General features: G+C 52.6%; 12 protein-coding genes and 1 riboswitch. Of the genes, 3 read left to right on the top strand and 9 right to left on the bottom strand.

Going from position 1 to position 16,987, the window contains the following annotated elements; all coding sequences use genetic code 11:
* Positions 1 to 154 precede the first annotated feature (154 nt).
* Positions 155 to 964: a co-chaperone DjlA gene (djlA, locus tag LVQ76_RS05840; protein ID WP_151993131.1), complete on the top strand. Its 810-nt coding sequence runs from the start codon at positions 155 to 157 to the stop codon at positions 962 to 964.
* Positions 965 to 996: 32 nt separating this feature from the next.
* Here djlA and rluA read toward each other — a convergent pair whose 3' ends face one another.
* From rluA to araB, 6 genes are all read right to left on the bottom strand, one after another.
* The gene (rluA, locus tag LVQ76_RS05835; RefSeq protein ID WP_232864583.1) at positions 997 to 1,656 is read right to left on the bottom strand and encodes a bifunctional tRNA pseudouridine(32) synthase/23S rRNA pseudouridine(746) synthase RluA; all 660 of its coding nucleotides are present in this window, start codon (positions 1,654 to 1,656) and stop codon (positions 997 to 999) included.
* Positions 1,656 to 4,562 carry an RNA polymerase-associated protein RapA gene (rapA, locus tag LVQ76_RS05830; protein WP_232921206.1) on the bottom strand — a complete coding sequence of 969 codons (2,907 nt, stop codon included), beginning with the start codon at positions 4,560 to 4,562 and terminating at the stop codon, positions 1,656 to 1,658. The genes rluA and rapA overlap by 1 nt, the downstream gene beginning before the upstream one ends.
* Before the next feature lie 267 nt (positions 4,563 to 4,829).
* Entirely contained in the window at positions 4,830 to 7,190 is a 2,361-nt protein-coding gene (polB, locus tag LVQ76_RS05825; RefSeq protein ID WP_232921205.1) for a DNA polymerase II, read from the bottom strand.
* Positions 7,191 to 7,266: 76 nt separating this feature from the next.
* Entirely contained in the window at positions 7,267 to 7,962 is a 696-nt protein-coding gene (araD, locus tag LVQ76_RS05820; protein ID WP_232864580.1) for an L-ribulose-5-phosphate 4-epimerase, read from the bottom strand.
* A 102-nt stretch (positions 7,963 to 8,064) separates the two neighbouring features.
* A complete protein-coding gene (gene araA / locus LVQ76_RS05815) occupies positions 8,065 to 9,567 on the bottom strand; it encodes an L-arabinose isomerase (RefSeq protein WP_232864579.1) in 1,503 nt (500 codons plus the stop codon).
* Between the two features lie 10 nt (positions 9,568 to 9,577).
* On the bottom strand, positions 9,578 to 11,284 hold the full coding sequence (araB, locus tag LVQ76_RS05810; RefSeq protein WP_232921204.1) for a ribulokinase: 1,707 nt from the start codon (positions 11,282 to 11,284) through the stop codon (positions 9,578 to 9,580).
* A gap of 339 nt (positions 11,285 to 11,623) precedes the next feature.
* Here araB and araC point away from each other — a divergent pair, with 339 nt between their 5' ends.
* Positions 11,624 to 12,469 (top strand): arabinose operon transcriptional regulator AraC, encoded by an 846-nt coding sequence (gene araC, locus LVQ76_RS05805; RefSeq protein WP_151993138.1) that lies wholly within the window; start codon positions 11,624 to 11,626, stop codon positions 12,467 to 12,469.
* A gap of 211 nt (positions 12,470 to 12,680) precedes the next feature.
* Positions 12,681 to 13,454: a DedA family protein gene (locus LVQ76_RS05800; RefSeq protein WP_232864577.1), complete on the top strand. Its 774-nt coding sequence runs from the start codon at positions 12,681 to 12,683 to the stop codon at positions 13,452 to 13,454.
* Here LVQ76_RS05800 and thiQ read toward each other — a convergent pair.
* The 3 genes from thiQ to thiB all read right to left on the bottom strand — a co-directional run bounded on the left by thiQ (position 13,438) and on the right by thiB (position 16,817).
* Positions 13,438 to 14,142 (bottom strand): thiamine ABC transporter ATP-binding protein ThiQ, encoded by a 705-nt coding sequence (gene thiQ / locus LVQ76_RS05795; protein ID WP_232921203.1) that lies wholly within the window; start codon positions 14,140 to 14,142, stop codon positions 13,438 to 13,440. The genes LVQ76_RS05800 and thiQ overlap by 17 nt on opposite strands.
* Positions 14,143 to 14,220: 78 nt before the next feature.
* Entirely contained in the window at positions 14,221 to 15,858 is a 1,638-nt protein-coding gene (gene thiP / locus LVQ76_RS05790; protein WP_232921202.1) for a thiamine/thiamine pyrophosphate ABC transporter permease ThiP, read from the bottom strand.
* On the bottom strand, positions 15,834 to 16,817 hold the full coding sequence (gene thiB, locus LVQ76_RS05785; RefSeq protein ID WP_232921201.1) for a thiamine ABC transporter substrate binding subunit: 984 nt from the start codon (positions 16,815 to 16,817) through the stop codon (positions 15,834 to 15,836). The genes thiP and thiB overlap by 25 nt, the downstream gene beginning before the upstream one ends.
* 36 nt (positions 16,818 to 16,853) lie before the next feature.
* Positions 16,854 to 16,953: riboswitch (TPP riboswitch) on the bottom strand.
* Between the last annotated feature and the right edge of the window lie 34 nt (positions 16,954 to 16,987).

Here is a 16,987-nt window from a genome sequence, read left to right as displayed (position 1 = left end):
GCTTAGCGTCGGCAAACGGTCAGAGACTAACTTACTCATCACCACAGCGCTAGTGTTAATCCTTCCCGTTCAGCAGAGTGCCGTTAGGCACCGCTATCAATGACGGGTATGATAAAGCAAATTCTAGCCGACGGCATGACGATTTGGGGAGTATATGCAGTATTGGGGAAAAGTACTCGGTGTCGCAATAGCACTAATTATGGGTGGTGGCTTCTGGGGTGTGGTTTTAGGATTGCTGATTGGCCATGCCATCGATAAGGTGCGTAGCCGTCGTCAGTCATGGTTTTCTAACCAACAACAGCGTCAGTCACTGTTTTTTAGCACCACATTTGAAGTGATGGGCCACCTGACTAAGTCAAAAGGGCGCGTCACAGAAGCAGACATCCAAATAGCCTCGCTATTAATGGATCGCATGCAATTACATGGTGATGCGCGTAGTGCAGCACAACATGCGTTTCGTGTTGGCAAAGAAAATGGCTACCCGCTACGTGAAAAAATGCGTCAGTTACGCAGCGTATGCTTTGGCCGCTTTGACCTGATTCGGATGTTTCTTGAAATTCAAATCCAGGCGGCGTTTGCTGATGGCTCTTTGCACCCTAACGAACGGGAAGTGTTGTACGTTATTGCGGAAGAGCTTGGCATTTCACGCATTCAGTTCGATCAGTTCTTACGCATGATGGAAGGCGGGCAGCAATTTGGTGGTGGATACAACCAGTCGCAAGGCGGTGGTTTCCAGCAACAGCGTGGTCCGACACTCGAAGATGCGTGCAATGTACTCGGCGTTAAAAGCACTGATGATGCGACTGCCATTAAGCGTGCATATCGCAAATTAATGAGCGAGCATCACCCTGATAAGCTGGTTGCTAAAGGTTTACCGCCAGAGATGATGGAGATGGCCAAGCAGAAAGCGCAGGAAATCCAGAAAGCGTACGATCTGATTAAGACGGCGAAAGGATTTAAGTAATTGAAAAGCCTCTCAAGTTGAGAGGCTTTTTTTTAGAAGTCTGCCGGCGCGCGGAACGTCATGGGTGTTCCATACTCGGGATGGGTAATGGTCAGCATTTCAGCATGAAGCTGTAAACGCGGAGCCATTGCCAGTGCTTCCGGTGTAGCGTAGAAGCGATCGCCAAGAATGGGATGACCCAGTGCCAGCATATGAACGCGTAACTGATGTGAGCGTCCGGTAATCGGTTTTAACAGCACTCGAGCCGTGTTATCCGCTGCATAATCCAGAACCTGATATTCCGTCTGCGCCGCTTTTCCGGTTTCATAACACACTTTCTGCTTTGGCCGGTTCGGCCAGTCACAAATTAGCGGTAAATCCACCAGGCCTTCTTCCGGCTGTGGATGGCCCCAAACCCGCGCCACGTACTGCTTCTTCGGCTCACGTTCACGAAACTGGCGTTTCAGCTCGCGCTCTGCCGCTTTCGTCAGCGCCACGGCAATCACGCCGCTGGTCGCCATATCCAGACGATGCACCGATTCTGCCTGCGGGAAGTCACGCTGAATGCGCGTCATCACGCTGTCTTTATGCTCATCCAGACGGCCTGGCACAGACAACAAGCCCGAAGGCTTATTGACCACCATGATGTGGTCATCTTGATAAAGGATGACCAGCCAGGGATCGATGGGCGGGTTATAGGGTTCCATTAACATTATTGGTGTGTCACCACAATCAGACGTAAAGCATCAAGACGCCAGTTAGCTTGCGCGAGGCTTTCCAACACTTGCTGACGGTTGCTTTCGATTGCTTCGAGTTCATCATCACGAATGTTTGGGTTCACCGCTTTTAGTGCTTCCAGACGGGAGAGCTCGGAACTCAGTTTCTCATCAGCTTCTTCACGAGCAGCTTTGATCAACACTTGCGCTGCAGCTTCCACTTTCTCTTCTGCCAATTGCAAAATAGCGTGAACATCTTGCTGAACTGCATTCACCAATTTGCTGCCAGTGTGACGATTCACCGTGCTGAGCTGGCGGTTAAAACTTTCAAACTCAACCTGAGCAGCAAGGTTGGTACCATTTTTGTCCACCAACATACGCACTGGCGTTGGCGGCAGGAAGCGGTTGAGCTGCAATTGCTTCGGCGCTTTTGCCTCAACAACATAAATCAGCTCCAGCAATAATGTCCCCACAGGCAGTGCTTTGTTTTTCAACAAAGAGAGTGCACAGCTACCAGTATCGCCAGACAGAATCAGATCCAGACCATTACGGATGATCGGGTGTTCCCATGTCACAAACTGCGCATCTTCACGCGACAGGGCCACTTCACGCTCAAAGGTAATCGTACAACCGTCTTCCGGAAGTCCCGGGAAATCAGGCACCAGCATGTGATCGCCAGGGGTCAGCACCACCATGTTGTCGCCGCGGTCATCCTGATTAATACCGACGATGTCGAACAAGTTGAGAGCAAAACTCACCAGATTGGTGTCGTTATCCTGCTCGGAAATAGACGCTGCTAACGCTTGTGATTTCTCACCGCCGTTAGAGTGAATTTCCAACAGGCGGTCACGGCCCTGTTCCAACTGAATCTTCAGCGCATCATGCTGTTCACGGCATTGCTTGATAAGCGCATCGAAACCGTCGGTATTTTCAGGAGCTGCTAAATACTGAATCAGTTGCGGATAAACGCTGTCGTAAATTGTGCGGCCGGTAGGGCAAGTGTGTTCGAATGCATCCAGACCTTCGTGGAACCACTTCACCAGTACTGATTGCGCAGTTTTCTCAAGGTAAGGAACGTGAACCTGGATATCGTGCGCTTGGCCGATACGGTCCAGACGGCCAATACGCTGCTCCAGCAGGTCCGGGTTAAACGGCAGATCAAACATCACCAACTGGCTTGCGAACTGGAAGTTACGGCCTTCGGAACCAATCTCTGAACACAGCAGTACCTGAGCGCCGGTGTCTTCTTCGGCAAACCATGCGGCTGCACGGTCACGCTCGATGATGGACATGCCTTCATGGAATACTGCGGCACGAATACCTTCGCGTTCACGCAGAACTTGTTCGAGCTGTAATGCTGTCGCGGCTTTGGCACAAATCACCAGCACCTTCTGAGAGCGGTGGCTTGTCAGGTAACCCATCAGCCATTCGACACGCGGGTCGAAGTTCCACCACGTGCCGCTATCACCTTCAAATTCCTGATAAATCTGCTCCGGATAGAGCATATCGCGTGCACGCTCTTCCACGGATTTACGTGCGGCCATAATGCCGGACACTTTAATCGCGGTTTGGTACTGCAGCGGCAGTGGCAAACGAATGGTATGCAGTTCGCGTTTCGGGAAACCTTTAACGCCATTACGGGTGTTACGGAACAACACACGGCTGGTGCCATGGCGGTCCATCAGCATGGAAATCAGCTCCTTGCGCGCCGCATCACTACCTTCACGGTCACTGTTCGCGGTTTGCAACAGAGGCTCGATATCCTGCTCGCCAATCAATTCACTCAGCATATTGAGCTGATCGTTGGTCAAGTGATTGCCTGCCAGCAGCAGCGCAACGGCATCGGCCACCGGGCGGTAGTGTTGCTGCTCTTCAACAAATTGCTCGAAATCGTGGAAGCGGCTCGGGTCCAGTAAACGCAGACGGGCGAAGTGGCTTTCCAGGCCCAACTGCTCAGGCGTTGCGGTTAATAGCAAAATACCTGGAATATGTTCTGCCAGTTGTTCAATGGCCTGATATTCACGGCTTGGGACATTTTCGCTCCACACCAAATGGTGGGCTTCATCGACCACCATCAAATCCCACTCGGCATCACAAAGATGCTCAAGGCGTTGCTTACTGCGGCGCACGAAATCAAGCGAACAGATAACCAGTTGTTCTGTTTCGAATGGGTTATCGCTGTCGTGCTGGGCTTCGGCATAACGCTCATCATCAAAGAGAGCAAAACGCAGATTAAAGCGGCGGAGCATTTCAACCAGCCACTGGTGTTGCAGGGTTTCCGGCACCACGATCAATACGCGTTCAGCGCTGCCAGCCAGCAACTGCTGGTGCAAAATCATCCCGGCTTCAATCGTTTTCCCTAAACCGACTTCGTCAGCCAGCAATACGCGTGGCGCATGACGACGACCTACATCGTGGGCAATGTTTAGCTGGTGTGGGATCAGGCTGGTGCGCATGCCGCGCAAGCCGCTCCAGGGTTGGCGATACTGCTCGCTTTGGTAAACGCGGGAACGGTAACGCAGGGCGAAGCGGTCCATTCTGTCAATTTGCCCGGCAAAAAGACGGTCTTGCGGCTTGCTGAACACCAGTTTGCTGTCGAGGAACACTTCGCGCAGCATGGTACCGGCTTCTTCTGTATCCAGGCGCGTACCGATGTAGGCAAGTAAGCCGTTTTCTTCTTTAACTTCATCAACTTTGAGTTGCCAACCTTCATGGCTGGTGACGGTATCACCCGGGTTAAACATCACGCGTGTGATAGGTGAGTCATTTCTGGCGTACAGTCGATTTTCACCGGTGGCAGGGTAGAGCAGGGTTACCATACGTGTGTCTAAAGCGACCACGGTTCCCAGTCCCAGTTCGCTTTCGGTATCGCTGATCCAACGTTGACCAAGTGTAAAAGGCATAAGATTTCGGCTCTATTATCAGTTACTAAGATTTGCAGGCAATAGTAAAACGACCGCGCGCAAAGGGGGCGGTAGTTCAAAAGTAGATTTAAGGATGATTCAGGAGGGCGCTATGGTACTGGAAGCAAACGCATTCGTCACCAACTCGTCATACTTCAAATTGCAACTGCGTTGACTGCACTCACTCACCCCAGTCACTTACTCTAGTAAGCTCCAGGGGATTCGTTCCCTTGCCGCCTGGTTGCACTTTGAATTATTTAGAGTTTCTCAAAATAACCCTAACTGCCCTGTCATCAGTGTAGCAAAGTCATCCTCGAGGAAAGGTAAAATTCCTTCAGCGACGGGCTGAAGCTGGCGGGTCAGGTAATGATCATAGTCCAGGGGGGATTCCTGGTAATCCACGGGTTCAGGGCCGTTGGTTGTAATCACATACTTAATGGTCCCACGGTTCTGATATTGAGGCGCACGCCCAAGCCGTTGATTATGCTCATCAGCGAGCCGAGCGGCACGGACATGTGGCGGCACATTTTTTTGATATTCGCTTAACGGCCGGCGCAGACGTTTACGGTAAATTAACTGCTCATCAAGCTCACCGGCCATCAAACTGGCGATAGTTTCACGGATATAATCCTGATATGGCTCGTTACGGAACACGCGCAAATAAAGTGTTTTCTGGAACTCCTGGGCCAGCGGCGTCCAGTCAGTACGCACGGTTTCCAGTCCTTTGAACACCATGCGCTGCTTGTCATGTTCCTGAATCATTCCTGCGTAGCGTTTTTTGGAACCTTCAACCGTGCCACGAATGGTTGGCATCAGGAAGCGGCAAAAGTGGGACTCGTATTCCAGTTCAAGTTTACTGTCTAGCTGCTGGGTTTCTTGCAGATGCGCTTTCCACCACGCATTAACGTGATTCACTAATTGCTGGCCGATACGCGCCGCATCTTCTTCTGAGCGGGCTTTTTTCAGCCAGACAAACGTGGAATCCGTATCGCCGTAAATCACGTCGTAGCCCTGAGATTCAATCAGCTCCCTGGTTTGTAGCATGATCTGATGCCCACGCATGGTGATCGACGAGGCAAGGCGAGGATCAAAGAAGCGGCAGGCACTGGTGCCCAACACCCCGTAAAACGCATTCATAATGATCTTCAGCGCCTGGGACAATGGCTTGTTGCCATGACGTTTGGCTTCATCGCGACCAGACCAGATTTGCCCGACGATTTCGGGCAGGCAATGCGTATTCCTGGAAAAATGCGCGCCAAGAAAACCATCAACGGAATGCTCAGCTTCCGGGTGCGCCATCCCCTCAACCAGGCCAACCGGGTCGATAAGAAATGTGCGAATAATCGACGGATAAAGACTTTTGTAATCGAGTACTAACACTGAGTCATAAAGGCCTGGGCGCGAGTCCATGACATACCCGCCAGGGCTCGCCTGCGGAGGCACATCTCCAAGATTTGGAGCAACATAACCGGCACGGTGCATGCGTGGAATATACAGATGACCAAATGCTGCAACAGAGCCGCCGTGGCGGTCAAGCGGCAAACCGTTGACCGTTGCCCGCTCTAGTAAAAATGGCATTAGTTCGGTTTTGTGGAAAATCCGCGTTACAAGCTCGCAGTCTTTAAGATTGTACTTCGCAAGTGCCGGCTTATCTTCGGCAAAACGACGGTCAATTTCGTCCATCCGCTGCCACGGGTTATCAATCGCTTTACCTTCGCCGAGTAGTTCCTGAGAAACAGTTTCGAGAGAAAATGAGGAGAAATTCCAGAAGGCAGATCGCAGTGCTTCGATACCATCGATAATCACGCGCCCTGCGGCCTGTGCGAAAAACACACCTTGCTTGAAACCATGCTCGCGCCATTCCAGCAAACTGTTTTCACGCCCAAGGCGCAGTGGCACCTGATAGCGCTCGGCCATTTTTTGCAGCACGCGCAAATCGAACTGCACTACATTCCAGCCAATCAACACATCGGGGTCGTGTTTGGCAAACCACTGGTTAAGTTTTTCGATAAGTAAAGGACGGCTGGCTACATATTCCAGCGTAAAATCCAGCCCGCTGGCGTCGCCATTTTCCGGGCCAAGCATATAAACGATACGCTGCCCGCAACCTTCCAGGCCGATGCAATACAGTTCGCCGTGGCGAGTGGTTTCGATATCCAGCGACACCCATTTCAGCGGTGGGCGGTAATCCGGCGCGGGTTTTAGCTTTGTTTCAACCACCAGGTTGTTGCGCTGCTCACCGCTAAACCACACCGGGGCGGTAATAAAGCGCTCCATCAAAAAGCGCTCTGGTGGGCGAATATCGGCTTCGTAAACTCTGATGCCGCCATCGCGCAACAGTTTTTCGATACGCATAAGCTGGCGATGCTGGCGGCAATAAAGGCCGCAAACGGGCTGACGATGGAAATCTTTGAGGGGCAACGGTGTGAGCCGATACTGGCATTCGCGCTCAAGTAAACGTGCGGCTTCTGCTTGTTGTGACTGTGGGATAAATGCGACCGATTCCTGGCGCGGCAGGCGCACTTTTACCGGGCCATCATCTGTTGCCAGCCAAAATTCAACTTCAGTACCGAGCGGGGTATCTCGCCAGTGACGCGTAAGTAGAAACCCCTGACGAGCTTGCGACACGCTGCATTCTCATAAAGGAAAAAGTGGTCTGATTATAGACCACTTTGTCAGGGGTTACTGCTTTTATATACAGTGTTCACTGCCCGTAATAGGCTTTTGCACCATGTTTACGCAGGTAGTGTTTATCGAGCAGAGTTTGCTGCATATCAGGTAATTCCGGCGCAAGTTGGCGGCAGAATATGCCCATATAGGCCACTTCTTCCAACACAATAGCGTTATGTACCGCATCGACCGGATCTTTTCCCCAGGCAAACGGGCCATGTGAATGCACCAGCACGCCGGGCATCTGTGTTGCGTCGATTCCACGCTCAGCAAAAGTTTTTACAATCACTTCGCCGGTTTGCCATTCGTAATCGCCATTGATCTCTTCATCGGTCATTTTGCGGGTGCAAGGAATGGTGCCGTAGAAGTAATCCGCGTGGGTGGTGCCCGTTGCGGGAATGGATTTCCCGGCCTGCGCCCAAATGGTCGCGTGGCGCGAGTGGGTATGGACGATACCGCCGATGTGCGGAAATTGCAGGTACAGCAGGCGGTGGGTTGGTGTGTCGGACGAAGGTTTCTTATTACCTTCAACCACTTCGCCGGTTTCGAGACTCACCACCACCATATCTTCTGCCGTCATCACGCTGTAATCGACACCGGACGGTTTGATGATCAGCACACCGCGCTCGCGATCCACCGCGCTGACATTGCCCCAGGTGAGCGTCACCAGATTATGTTTCGGCAGCGCGAGATTCGCTTCGAGTACCTGACGTTTGAGATCTTTTAACATATTAAGTCCCGGTCAAATTAGTGTCGGATGGCGCGTGTGCTTATCCGACCTACTTGAAGTTGTAGGGTGGATAAGCGCACGCGCCATCCACCGTTCTCCTGACTAACGTTTGTAGCTGTAATAAACCTCGTTCCAGCGCAGCGAATCTTTAAACGCAGGCAGGCGGGTGTCGTTATCAATAACCGCCAGTTCGATACCGTGCAGTTCGCTGAACAGGCGCATATCGTCAAGCGTCAGAGACTGGCTGAACACGGTGTGGTGCGCACCACCAGCCAGGATCCATGCTTCAGAAGCGGTTGGCAGATCCGGCTGCGCTTTCCACAGTGCATTCGCCACAGGAAGTTTCGGCAACTGGTGAGGAGCTTCAACGGTATCAACGCAGTTCACCAGCAGACGGAAACGATCGCCCAGATCAATAAGGCTCGCGTTAAGTGCCGGACCAGTTTGGGTGGAGAAGATCAAACGTGCAGGATCGTCCTTGCCACCGATCCCCAGGTGTTGAACATCAAGGATTGGTTTTTCAGCAAGAGCAATGGATGGGCAAACTTCCAGCATATGGGAACCGAGCACCATATCGTTGCCGTTTTCAAAGTGATAGGTGTAGTCCTCCATGAAAGAGGTGCCGCCCTGCAGACCGGTTGACATCACCTTCATGATGCGAAGCAGAGCGGCGGTTTTCCAGTCGCCTTCGCCCGCAAAGCCGTAGCCTTGTTGCATCAGGCGTTGCACTGCCAGGCCTGGAAGTTGCTTCAGGCCGTGCAGGTCTTCAAATGTGGTGGTAAAGGCATTAAATCCGCCTTGCTCAAGGAACTGTTTCATTCCCAGTTCGATGCGCGCGGCATCCAGTACGTTTTGGCGTTTATCGCCGTTGATTTGCGCGGCGGCTGTCAGGCGATAGCTGCTTTCGTATTCATCGACCAGCGCATTGACGTCGCCGTCGCTAACAGCATTCACGACCTGAACCAGGTCGCCAACGGCGTATGTATTGACTGAGAAACCGAACTTCATCTGCGCGGCAACTTTGTCGCCATCGGTCACGGCAACTTCACGCATGTTGTCGCCAAAACGCACCACTTTTAGCTGACGAGTATCTTGTTTTGACACCGCCTGGCGCATCCAGGAACCAATGCGTTGATGGGCTTGCGGATCTTGCCAGTGACCGGTCACCACTGTGTGCTGCTGGCGCATACGTGCGCCGATGAAACCGAACTCGCGGCCGCCATGCGCGGTCTGGTTCAGGTTCATAAAGTCCATATCAATGCTGCCCCATGGGATTTGCGCATTGAACTGGGTATGGAATTGCAGCAGCGGCTTGGTCAGGATGCTCAGGCCGTTGATCCACATTTTTGCCGGCGAGAAGGTGTGCAACCACACCACCATTCCGGCACATTTATCGCTGTAGCTGGCATCGCGGCAGATAGCGGTAATTTCATCCGGCGACGTGCCCAATGGTTTTAACACCAGTTTGCACGGCAGTTTGGCTTCTTTGTTGAGCGCATTCACAACCTGCTCGGCGTGTTGATTCACCTGACGCAACGTTTCCGCACCGTAGAGATGCTGGCTGCCAATTACAAACCACACTTCATATTGTTCAAAAATGTTCATCGTCATGTCCTTAATGGGTCACAGTGGCCTGAGCTACACGAGTAACCGCAGCTGGGGCAGAAGGGAGATAGTGTTGTTCCGCGCTAATCGCCCATTGCTGGTAACGGCGATAGAGCTGTTCAAAGCGCTCGGCGCGTTGAGAATCGGGTTGCAGTGTGCTTTCAATCTGGCTGGCCATGGCGAGTTGGGCGCGGGAAATATCTGCGTGAATACCCGCGGCAACAGCGGCAAAAATGGCCGCGCCTAATGCACAGCACTGGTCAGAAGCGACAATCTGTAGCGGGCGATTCAGTACATCAGCGCAGACCTGCATGATGACCGGGGATTTGCGTGCAATACCGCCAAGTGCCATCACGTTAGTGACGGGAATTCCTTGCTCGGTGAAGCATTCCATAATCGCCCGGGCACCAAAGGCGGTTGCGGCAATCAGCCCACCGAACAGCGCGGGTGCATCTGTCGCCAGGTTTAAATCGGTGATTACACCTTTCAGGCGCTGGTTGGCATTCGGGGTGCGACGGCCGTTAAACCAGTCGAGCACTACCGGCAGATGTTCAAGGGAAGGATTCTTCGCCCAAGCTTCAGTAAGCGCTGGCAGCAACTGCTTCTTGCTGGCGTTGATTTGTTCGCTCAGTTCCGGATGCGCAAGCGCCAGTTGTTCCAGCGGCCAGCCAAGGACACGGCCAAACCAGGCGTAGATATCGCCGAATGCCGATTGCCCGGCTTCGAGGCCGATAAAATCAGGGATCACGCTACCATCAACTTGCCCACAAATACCTTTTACTGCGCGGTCGCCAACGGTGGATTTGTCAGCAATCAAAATGTCGCAAGTAGAAGTGCCGATAACTTTCACCAACGTGTTCGGCTGCGCACCAGCCCCAACGGCACCCATATGGCAGTCAAACGCGCCACCGGAAACTACCACGCTTTGTGGCAAACCAAGGCGCTCAGACCATTCGGCGGAAAGGTTGCCCACCGGAACATCCGCAGTCCAGGTTTCGGTAAACATCGGGTAGGCCAGATTCTGGTTAATCACCGGATCTAACTCATCAAAGAAACTCGCCGGAGGCAGACCGCCCCAGCTTTCATGCCACAAGGATTTATGCCCGGCGCTACAGCGGCCACGGCGAATATCCTGCGGACGAGTGGTGCCGGAAAGCAGCGCCGGGACCCAGTCACATAATTCAATCCAAGACACAGCAGCTTGCGCTACTTTTTGGTCGGCACGGGTAACGTGCAGGATTTTTGCCCAGAACCATTCGCTGGAGTAAATGCCGCCGATATAACGGGAATAGTCATTTTTCCCAGGCTGGTGGCACAAGCGGGTAATCGCTTCGGCTTCTTCAACCGCAGTATGATCTTTCCACAACACGAACATGGCGTTCGGGTTGTCGGCAAATTCTGGGGTGAGTGCCAGCACATTCCCGTTAGCGTCAATTGGCGCGGGTGTTGAGCCGGTGCTGTCAACGCCGATGCCACAAACCCGGGCGCGTTGATCGGCAGTCAGTTCGGCGAGAACGGTTTTTACTGCCCGTTCCATGGACTCAATATAGTCTCGTGGGTGATGGCGAAACTGGTTATTTGGGGCGTCGCAGTATTGGCCTTCTTGCCAGCGCGGATACCATTCCACACTGGTCGCAAGCTCTGCACCGTTTTCACAATCAACGGCTAAAGCGCGAACAGAATCGCTACCAAAATCGAGGCCCAGCGCAATCGACATTTTTAAACTCCCTGACCTGTTATCTATGGAAATGACATTAGTTTTTATGCAGAAAAACAGTCAGGTCGTATTCGCTGTAGTTATGGAGAAATGTGCTGTGCCGTTGAGAAGTGTGACGCCCCGCAAATAATCGATGTGGATATTTCTGCTACTTTTATAAACACATTGGTTATCTTCTTAAAACCCCCAGGTTGTCAGATAAAAAGCATAGGTGCAGGTAAATTGCGGCTTTATGATGAGAATCGGACGGTTTACGGTTCAGACAGTGTTGCCCTGGCAAGGAATAGCACGGATATGGACAAATTGTTTCTACACCCTTCTTGAATAGCGAGCTTGTAGATGGCTGAAATGCAAAATGACCCACTGTTGCCGGGGTACTCTTTTAATGCCCATTTAGTCGCGGGATTAACGCCGATTGAAGCCGAAGGGCCGCTGGATTTTTTCATCGACCGCCCGTTAGGAATGAAAGGTTACATCCTGAATTTAACGGTGAAGGGTGAAGGAGTTATCAATAATCAGGGTAAAAACTACGTTTGCCGCCCTGGCGATATTCTGTTGTTCCCCCCGGGTGAGGTGCATCACTATGGCCGCGCTCCGGATAGCAAAGAGTGGTATCACCAGTGGGTTTACTTCCGCCCGCGTGCGTATTGGCAGGAGTGGCTAAACTGGGACCCTATCTTTGCGCATACCGGTTTCTTCCGTCCTGATGACGCCCATCAGCAGAATTTTTCACAGTTGTTTGGCCAGATAATTGAATCCGGGCAGGCAGAAGGGCGCTACGCCGAATTACTGGCGATTAACCTATTAGAGCAGCTGTTGTTGCGGCGTATGGAAGTGCTGAGCGCATCCCTCAATCCACCGCTTGATAACCGCGTTCGCGATGCCTGCCAGTACATCAGCGACCATCTGGCCGATAACCATTTTGATATTGCAGGTGTGGCGCAGCATGTCTGTTTATCGCCTTCACGTCTGTCGCATCTGTTCCGTCAGCAGCTTGGTGTCAGTGTTTTAAGCTGGCGCGAAGACCAACGCATCCTGCAGGCAAAACTGTTGTTGAGCACGACCCGCATGCCGATTGCCAGCGTCGGGCGCAATGTCGGTTTTGAAGACCAGCTCTATTTTTCTCGCGTCTTTAAGAAATGTACCGGTGCCAGCCCGAGTGAATTCCGTGCAGGCTGTGAGTAGCTTTACCCTTCGTACTTCACGCTGTCTCTTTGTTGGCTGCGTTTACTCACCCGAATCACTTACTTGAGTAAGCTCATCGGGACTCGTTCTCTTGCCGCTGCGATACAGCCCGAATTACTTTGGGTAACTATAATTGGATGACACAAATCATGTCTTGACGGTTGTCTCATCACTCAGGAGAATCGCCCACTCGTTTCTCGACGGATGCTTTATGGAAGCTTTGCTGGAACACTTTATTACTCAGTCAGTGGCGTATTCACTTTTCGCGGTGATGCTGGTGGCCTTTCTGGAATCACTTGCGCTGGTCGGGCTAATCCTTCCTGGTACAGTCATGATGGCAGGGCTTGGCGCGCTGATTGGTGGCGGTCAGGTGGGCTTTTATCACGCCTGGGCTGCCGGAATTGTCGGTTGCCTGTTGGGCGACTGGATTTCGTTCTGGCTGGGAGGCCGCTTTAAAGGGCCACTGCATCGCTGGTCGTTTATGAAAAAGAACAAAGCGCTGCTGGATAAAACCGAGCATGCGCTGCATCAGCACAGCATGTTTACCATCCTGGTCGGCCGTTTTGTTGGCCCGACACGCCCGCTGGTGCCGATGGTCGCAGGCATGCTAGACCTCCCGGTTTCTAAATTTATCATCCCGAACATTATTGGCTGCATTTTCTGGCCACCCATCTACTTCTTGCCGGGGATTCTGGCGGGTGCCGCGATTGATATTCCTGCGGATATGCAAAGTAGCAGCTTTAAATGGCTCTTGCTGCTAGTAGCACTGGGGCTGTGGCTAGCGGGATGGTTGTGTTGGCGCTGGTGGCGCAGTGGTAAAGCAAGTACTGACCGTTTAACACAGTACTTGCCACGTTCTCGTTTGCATTGGTTAGCACCAACAATGACGGTGCTGGCCTTGGGGAGCTTTGTTGCAATCCAGATGCACCCGATGATGCCGATTTACCGCAGCATTCTTTGGAAAGTGCTCACCGGGCAACACTAATTCCTAACAGCGCTGATGCGCTAGCTTCTCCGCTTAATAAGGTTGCCGTGTCGCCATCCCAGGCGATACGGCCATCGACCACAACAAGACTTCTTTCAGCGATTCGCGCTGCATCTTCAATACTGTGTGACACCATCAATAGCGTCAGTTGTTGCTGGCGGCATAGATTATCAAGCAGTTGCAGCATCTCCTGGCGTAGTGCCGGGTCGAGTGCTGAAAATGGCTCATCGAGCAGCAAAATCGGTTGTTCACGTACCAGACAGCGGGCGAGGGCGACACGCTGGCGCTGACCGCCAGAAAGCTGCGCTGGCAGCCTGTCGAGTAAATCGCTTATCGCCATTTGGCTGGCAATTGTTGCCAGACGTTCGAGCTGTGCGGCATTAAGCTTCAGGCCAGGATTTAACCCCAGCCCAATGTTCTGGCGCACAGTCAGGTGGTTAAAAAGATTGTTCTCCTGGAACAGCATCGACACCGGGCGCTGTGCGGGTGCCGTCGCCGTATGGTTATTGCCATTAAGCATAATCTGCCCGCTGGCAGGTGCGAGAAAACCGGCAATTAAACTCAGCAGCGTACTTTTCCCCGCCCCGCTAGGCCCCAACACCGCAACGCGCTCTCCAGCGTTAATTTGCATCGAAAAGCGCATCGGTAAATGGTGATAGAGCCAGGTTATATCAGTTAGCGTTAGCATTCCCTTCATCCTTCAAGTTGCAGGTGTGTTGGCTGCTTTCTTTCATCCAGGTCACATAGTTTTCTATGTTCCCTGGCTTCATTCACTTGTCGCCTTCCTGCAACCTGAATCATTTTGGGAATGGCGTCCCGGAAGTTTTTCAATCAATGTGAATAAAGCAAAGCACAGTATCAGCAGGATTAGCGCGGTAACGGCACCATCCTGGCTGCGATATGAACCAATTTGCTGATATAGGTAGAACGGTAGCGTGCGGAAATCTTCATTCCCGAACAGCGCCACTACGCCAAAATCACCAATCGACAGCACGCAGGCAAATGCCAGCGCTTGCGCCAGTGGGCGCTTCAGGGCGCGCAACTCGATATAACGCAGGCGGTTTAAGCCGCTGATATTCAGCGCCTGGCACAGCTTGTTGTAGCGTTCCGCCACATCCAGCATCGGGTTTTCCAGCACTTTCAGGGCGTAGGGAACCGCCATTAATGCATTGGTGAAAATCACAATGCCATCGGCGGATTGCGGCAAACCTACCGTGTTATTGAGCAGCAGGAAAAAGCCGGTCGCCAGCACGATACCCGGCATCGCGAGGATTAGCATGCCGCTTAACTCCAGCGCCTGCCCGGCAAATGCGCGGTTACGCAGGCGCAATTCCCGCGAACTCCACAGCAGCATTACCGTGATAACTACGCTTATCAATCCCGCGCCGACTGCAATTCTTAACGAGGTGAATAATGCCTGCCAGAGAATCGGCTGGGAAAGCACGCTGTTAAAACCACTGTTGATGCCATCAATGATGACTGCCAGCAGCGGAGGCAACAGCAGCAACAGTGCGAGTGAAATTAACAATCCGTCGCACAGTTTCCGGTGCAGGTTATCTTGCGGGTCACGCCAGCCCTGCATTTGGCTGATACCCACAGGAATGGCTTTACTGAGTCGTTGGCTCATCAGCACCAGGCCAAGACAGCAAACCATTTGTACTATTGCGAGCAGTGCCGCACGAGCAGGGTCGTAGTCATAACTGAGTGCCTGGAAGATGGCCAGTTCAATGGTGGTTGCTTGCGGCCCGCCGCCGAGCGAAAGCACGGTGGCAAAACTGGCGAAGCAGAGCATAAAAATTAACGCGGCGGCAGGAAGAATCTGACGGCGTAGCCACGGCCATTCGACAAAACGGAAGAAGTTCCAACCCTGCATGCCAAGCTGTGCGGCGACCTGTCGTTGTTCGCTGGGGATATTTTCCAGCGCTTGAAGCAGCAGGCGTGTCGCCATTGGCAGGTTGAAAAAGACGTGGGCCAGCAAAATGCCTTTCAGGCCATAGGGTGAGAACCCCCATTCGATGCCAAGCCAGGCGCACAGTGAGGCCAGCCAGCCTTCACGGCCATACACCGTCAGAATACCGAACACTGCCACCAATACTGGCAAAACCAGCGTCATGGCGCACAGACGTAACAGTGCTAATCGCCCAGGGAAACGGCGTCGGTAAAGTGCCCGGGCAAGAAAAATGGCCGGGAACACCGAAAGGGTGGCTGAAAGAAATGCCTGCCAGAAGGAAAAGCGAAGTACGTGCCACAAATAGCTATCCTGCACCAACGCGCGGATATCGGTTTGCGGCGCGTTAAACCACAGCGCCAGAAAAGCCGCCAGGGCTACGGCTACCACGAGAGTGGCGGCGCATAGCCCTGGAATCAGCCAGCCGGGAATTAGCGGCTGACGGCGCGTTGCCATTCACTAATCCAGCTGGCGCGTTGTTTTGAGACATCCTGGGCGCTGTATTCCAGCGTGGTTTGCGGTTTTACCAGACCATTAAAGCCTTCTGGCAATTTCACGTCTGTGACCGGGTACATCCAGTTGCCGGTTGGAATGGTGTTCTGGAACTCAGGCGTGGTAATGAACTTCATGAATTTCGCTGCCAACTCTGGCTGCTTGCTTGAAGCCAGGCGACCCGCAACTTCCACCTGCAAGTAATGTCCTTCGCTGAAATTGGCTGCCGCGTAGTTATCTTTTTTCTCTTCGATGATGTGATATGCCGGAGAGGTGGTGTAGCTCATCACCAGGTCGCCTTCGCCTTTGAGGAACAGGCCGTAAGCCTCAGACCAGCCTTTGGTGACGGTAACGGTTTTTTTGGCCAGTTTCGCCCAGGCTTCAGGCGTTTTGTCGCCATATACTTTTTGCATCCATAACAGCAGGCCGAGACCTGGGGTGCTGGTGCGTGGATCCTGGTAAATCACTTTCCATTTTTGGTCACTTTCGACCAGTTCTTTCAGGCTTTTCGGCGGGTTTTTGAGTTTGTTTTTGTCATACACAAAAGCGAAATAGCCGTAATCGGACGGCACAAACGTATTGTTATTCCAGCCACCTGGGATTTTTAGTGAACCAGTGTCAACGTTGCTCGGCGCGAACAGTTTGGTTTGCGCAGCCGCTTCCAGCAGATTGTTATCCAGTCCCAGAACCACGTCGGCTTTGCTGTTTTTACCTTCCATGCGCAGACGGTTAAGCAGTGACACGCCATCTTCGAGTGCGACGAATTTCAGCTCGCAATTGCAGTCTGCTTCAAAGGCTTTTTTTACCGCAGGGCCTGGGCCCCAGTCGGCAGCGAAAGAGTCGTAGGTGTAAACAGTCAGCAGGGGTTTGGCGAAAACAGGGGCGGCGACGAGCGCCAGTAACGGCAGGAATTTTTTGAACACTTTGCACCTCTTTAAATTAGGGGTGGCAAAGGACTTTGAGAATTGAGCCTCAAATCCCTTCGCCGGCGTTATCCGGATCAGGTTCGACGGGTATTATCTCAGCCAGACTTTCGTCTTAGCACCCCGTTGAGAACGCGTGCATTGTAATGATTCTGTGAATGAATCGGAAG

Origin of the sequence: Buttiauxella cochleicola (assembly GCF_021283185.1) — a bacterium.
In the GTDB taxonomy this organism is placed as follows: Bacteria; Pseudomonadota; Gammaproteobacteria; order Enterobacterales; family Enterobacteriaceae; genus Buttiauxella; species Buttiauxella massiliensis.
This window is presented reverse-complemented; position numbering and strand designations above follow the sequence as displayed.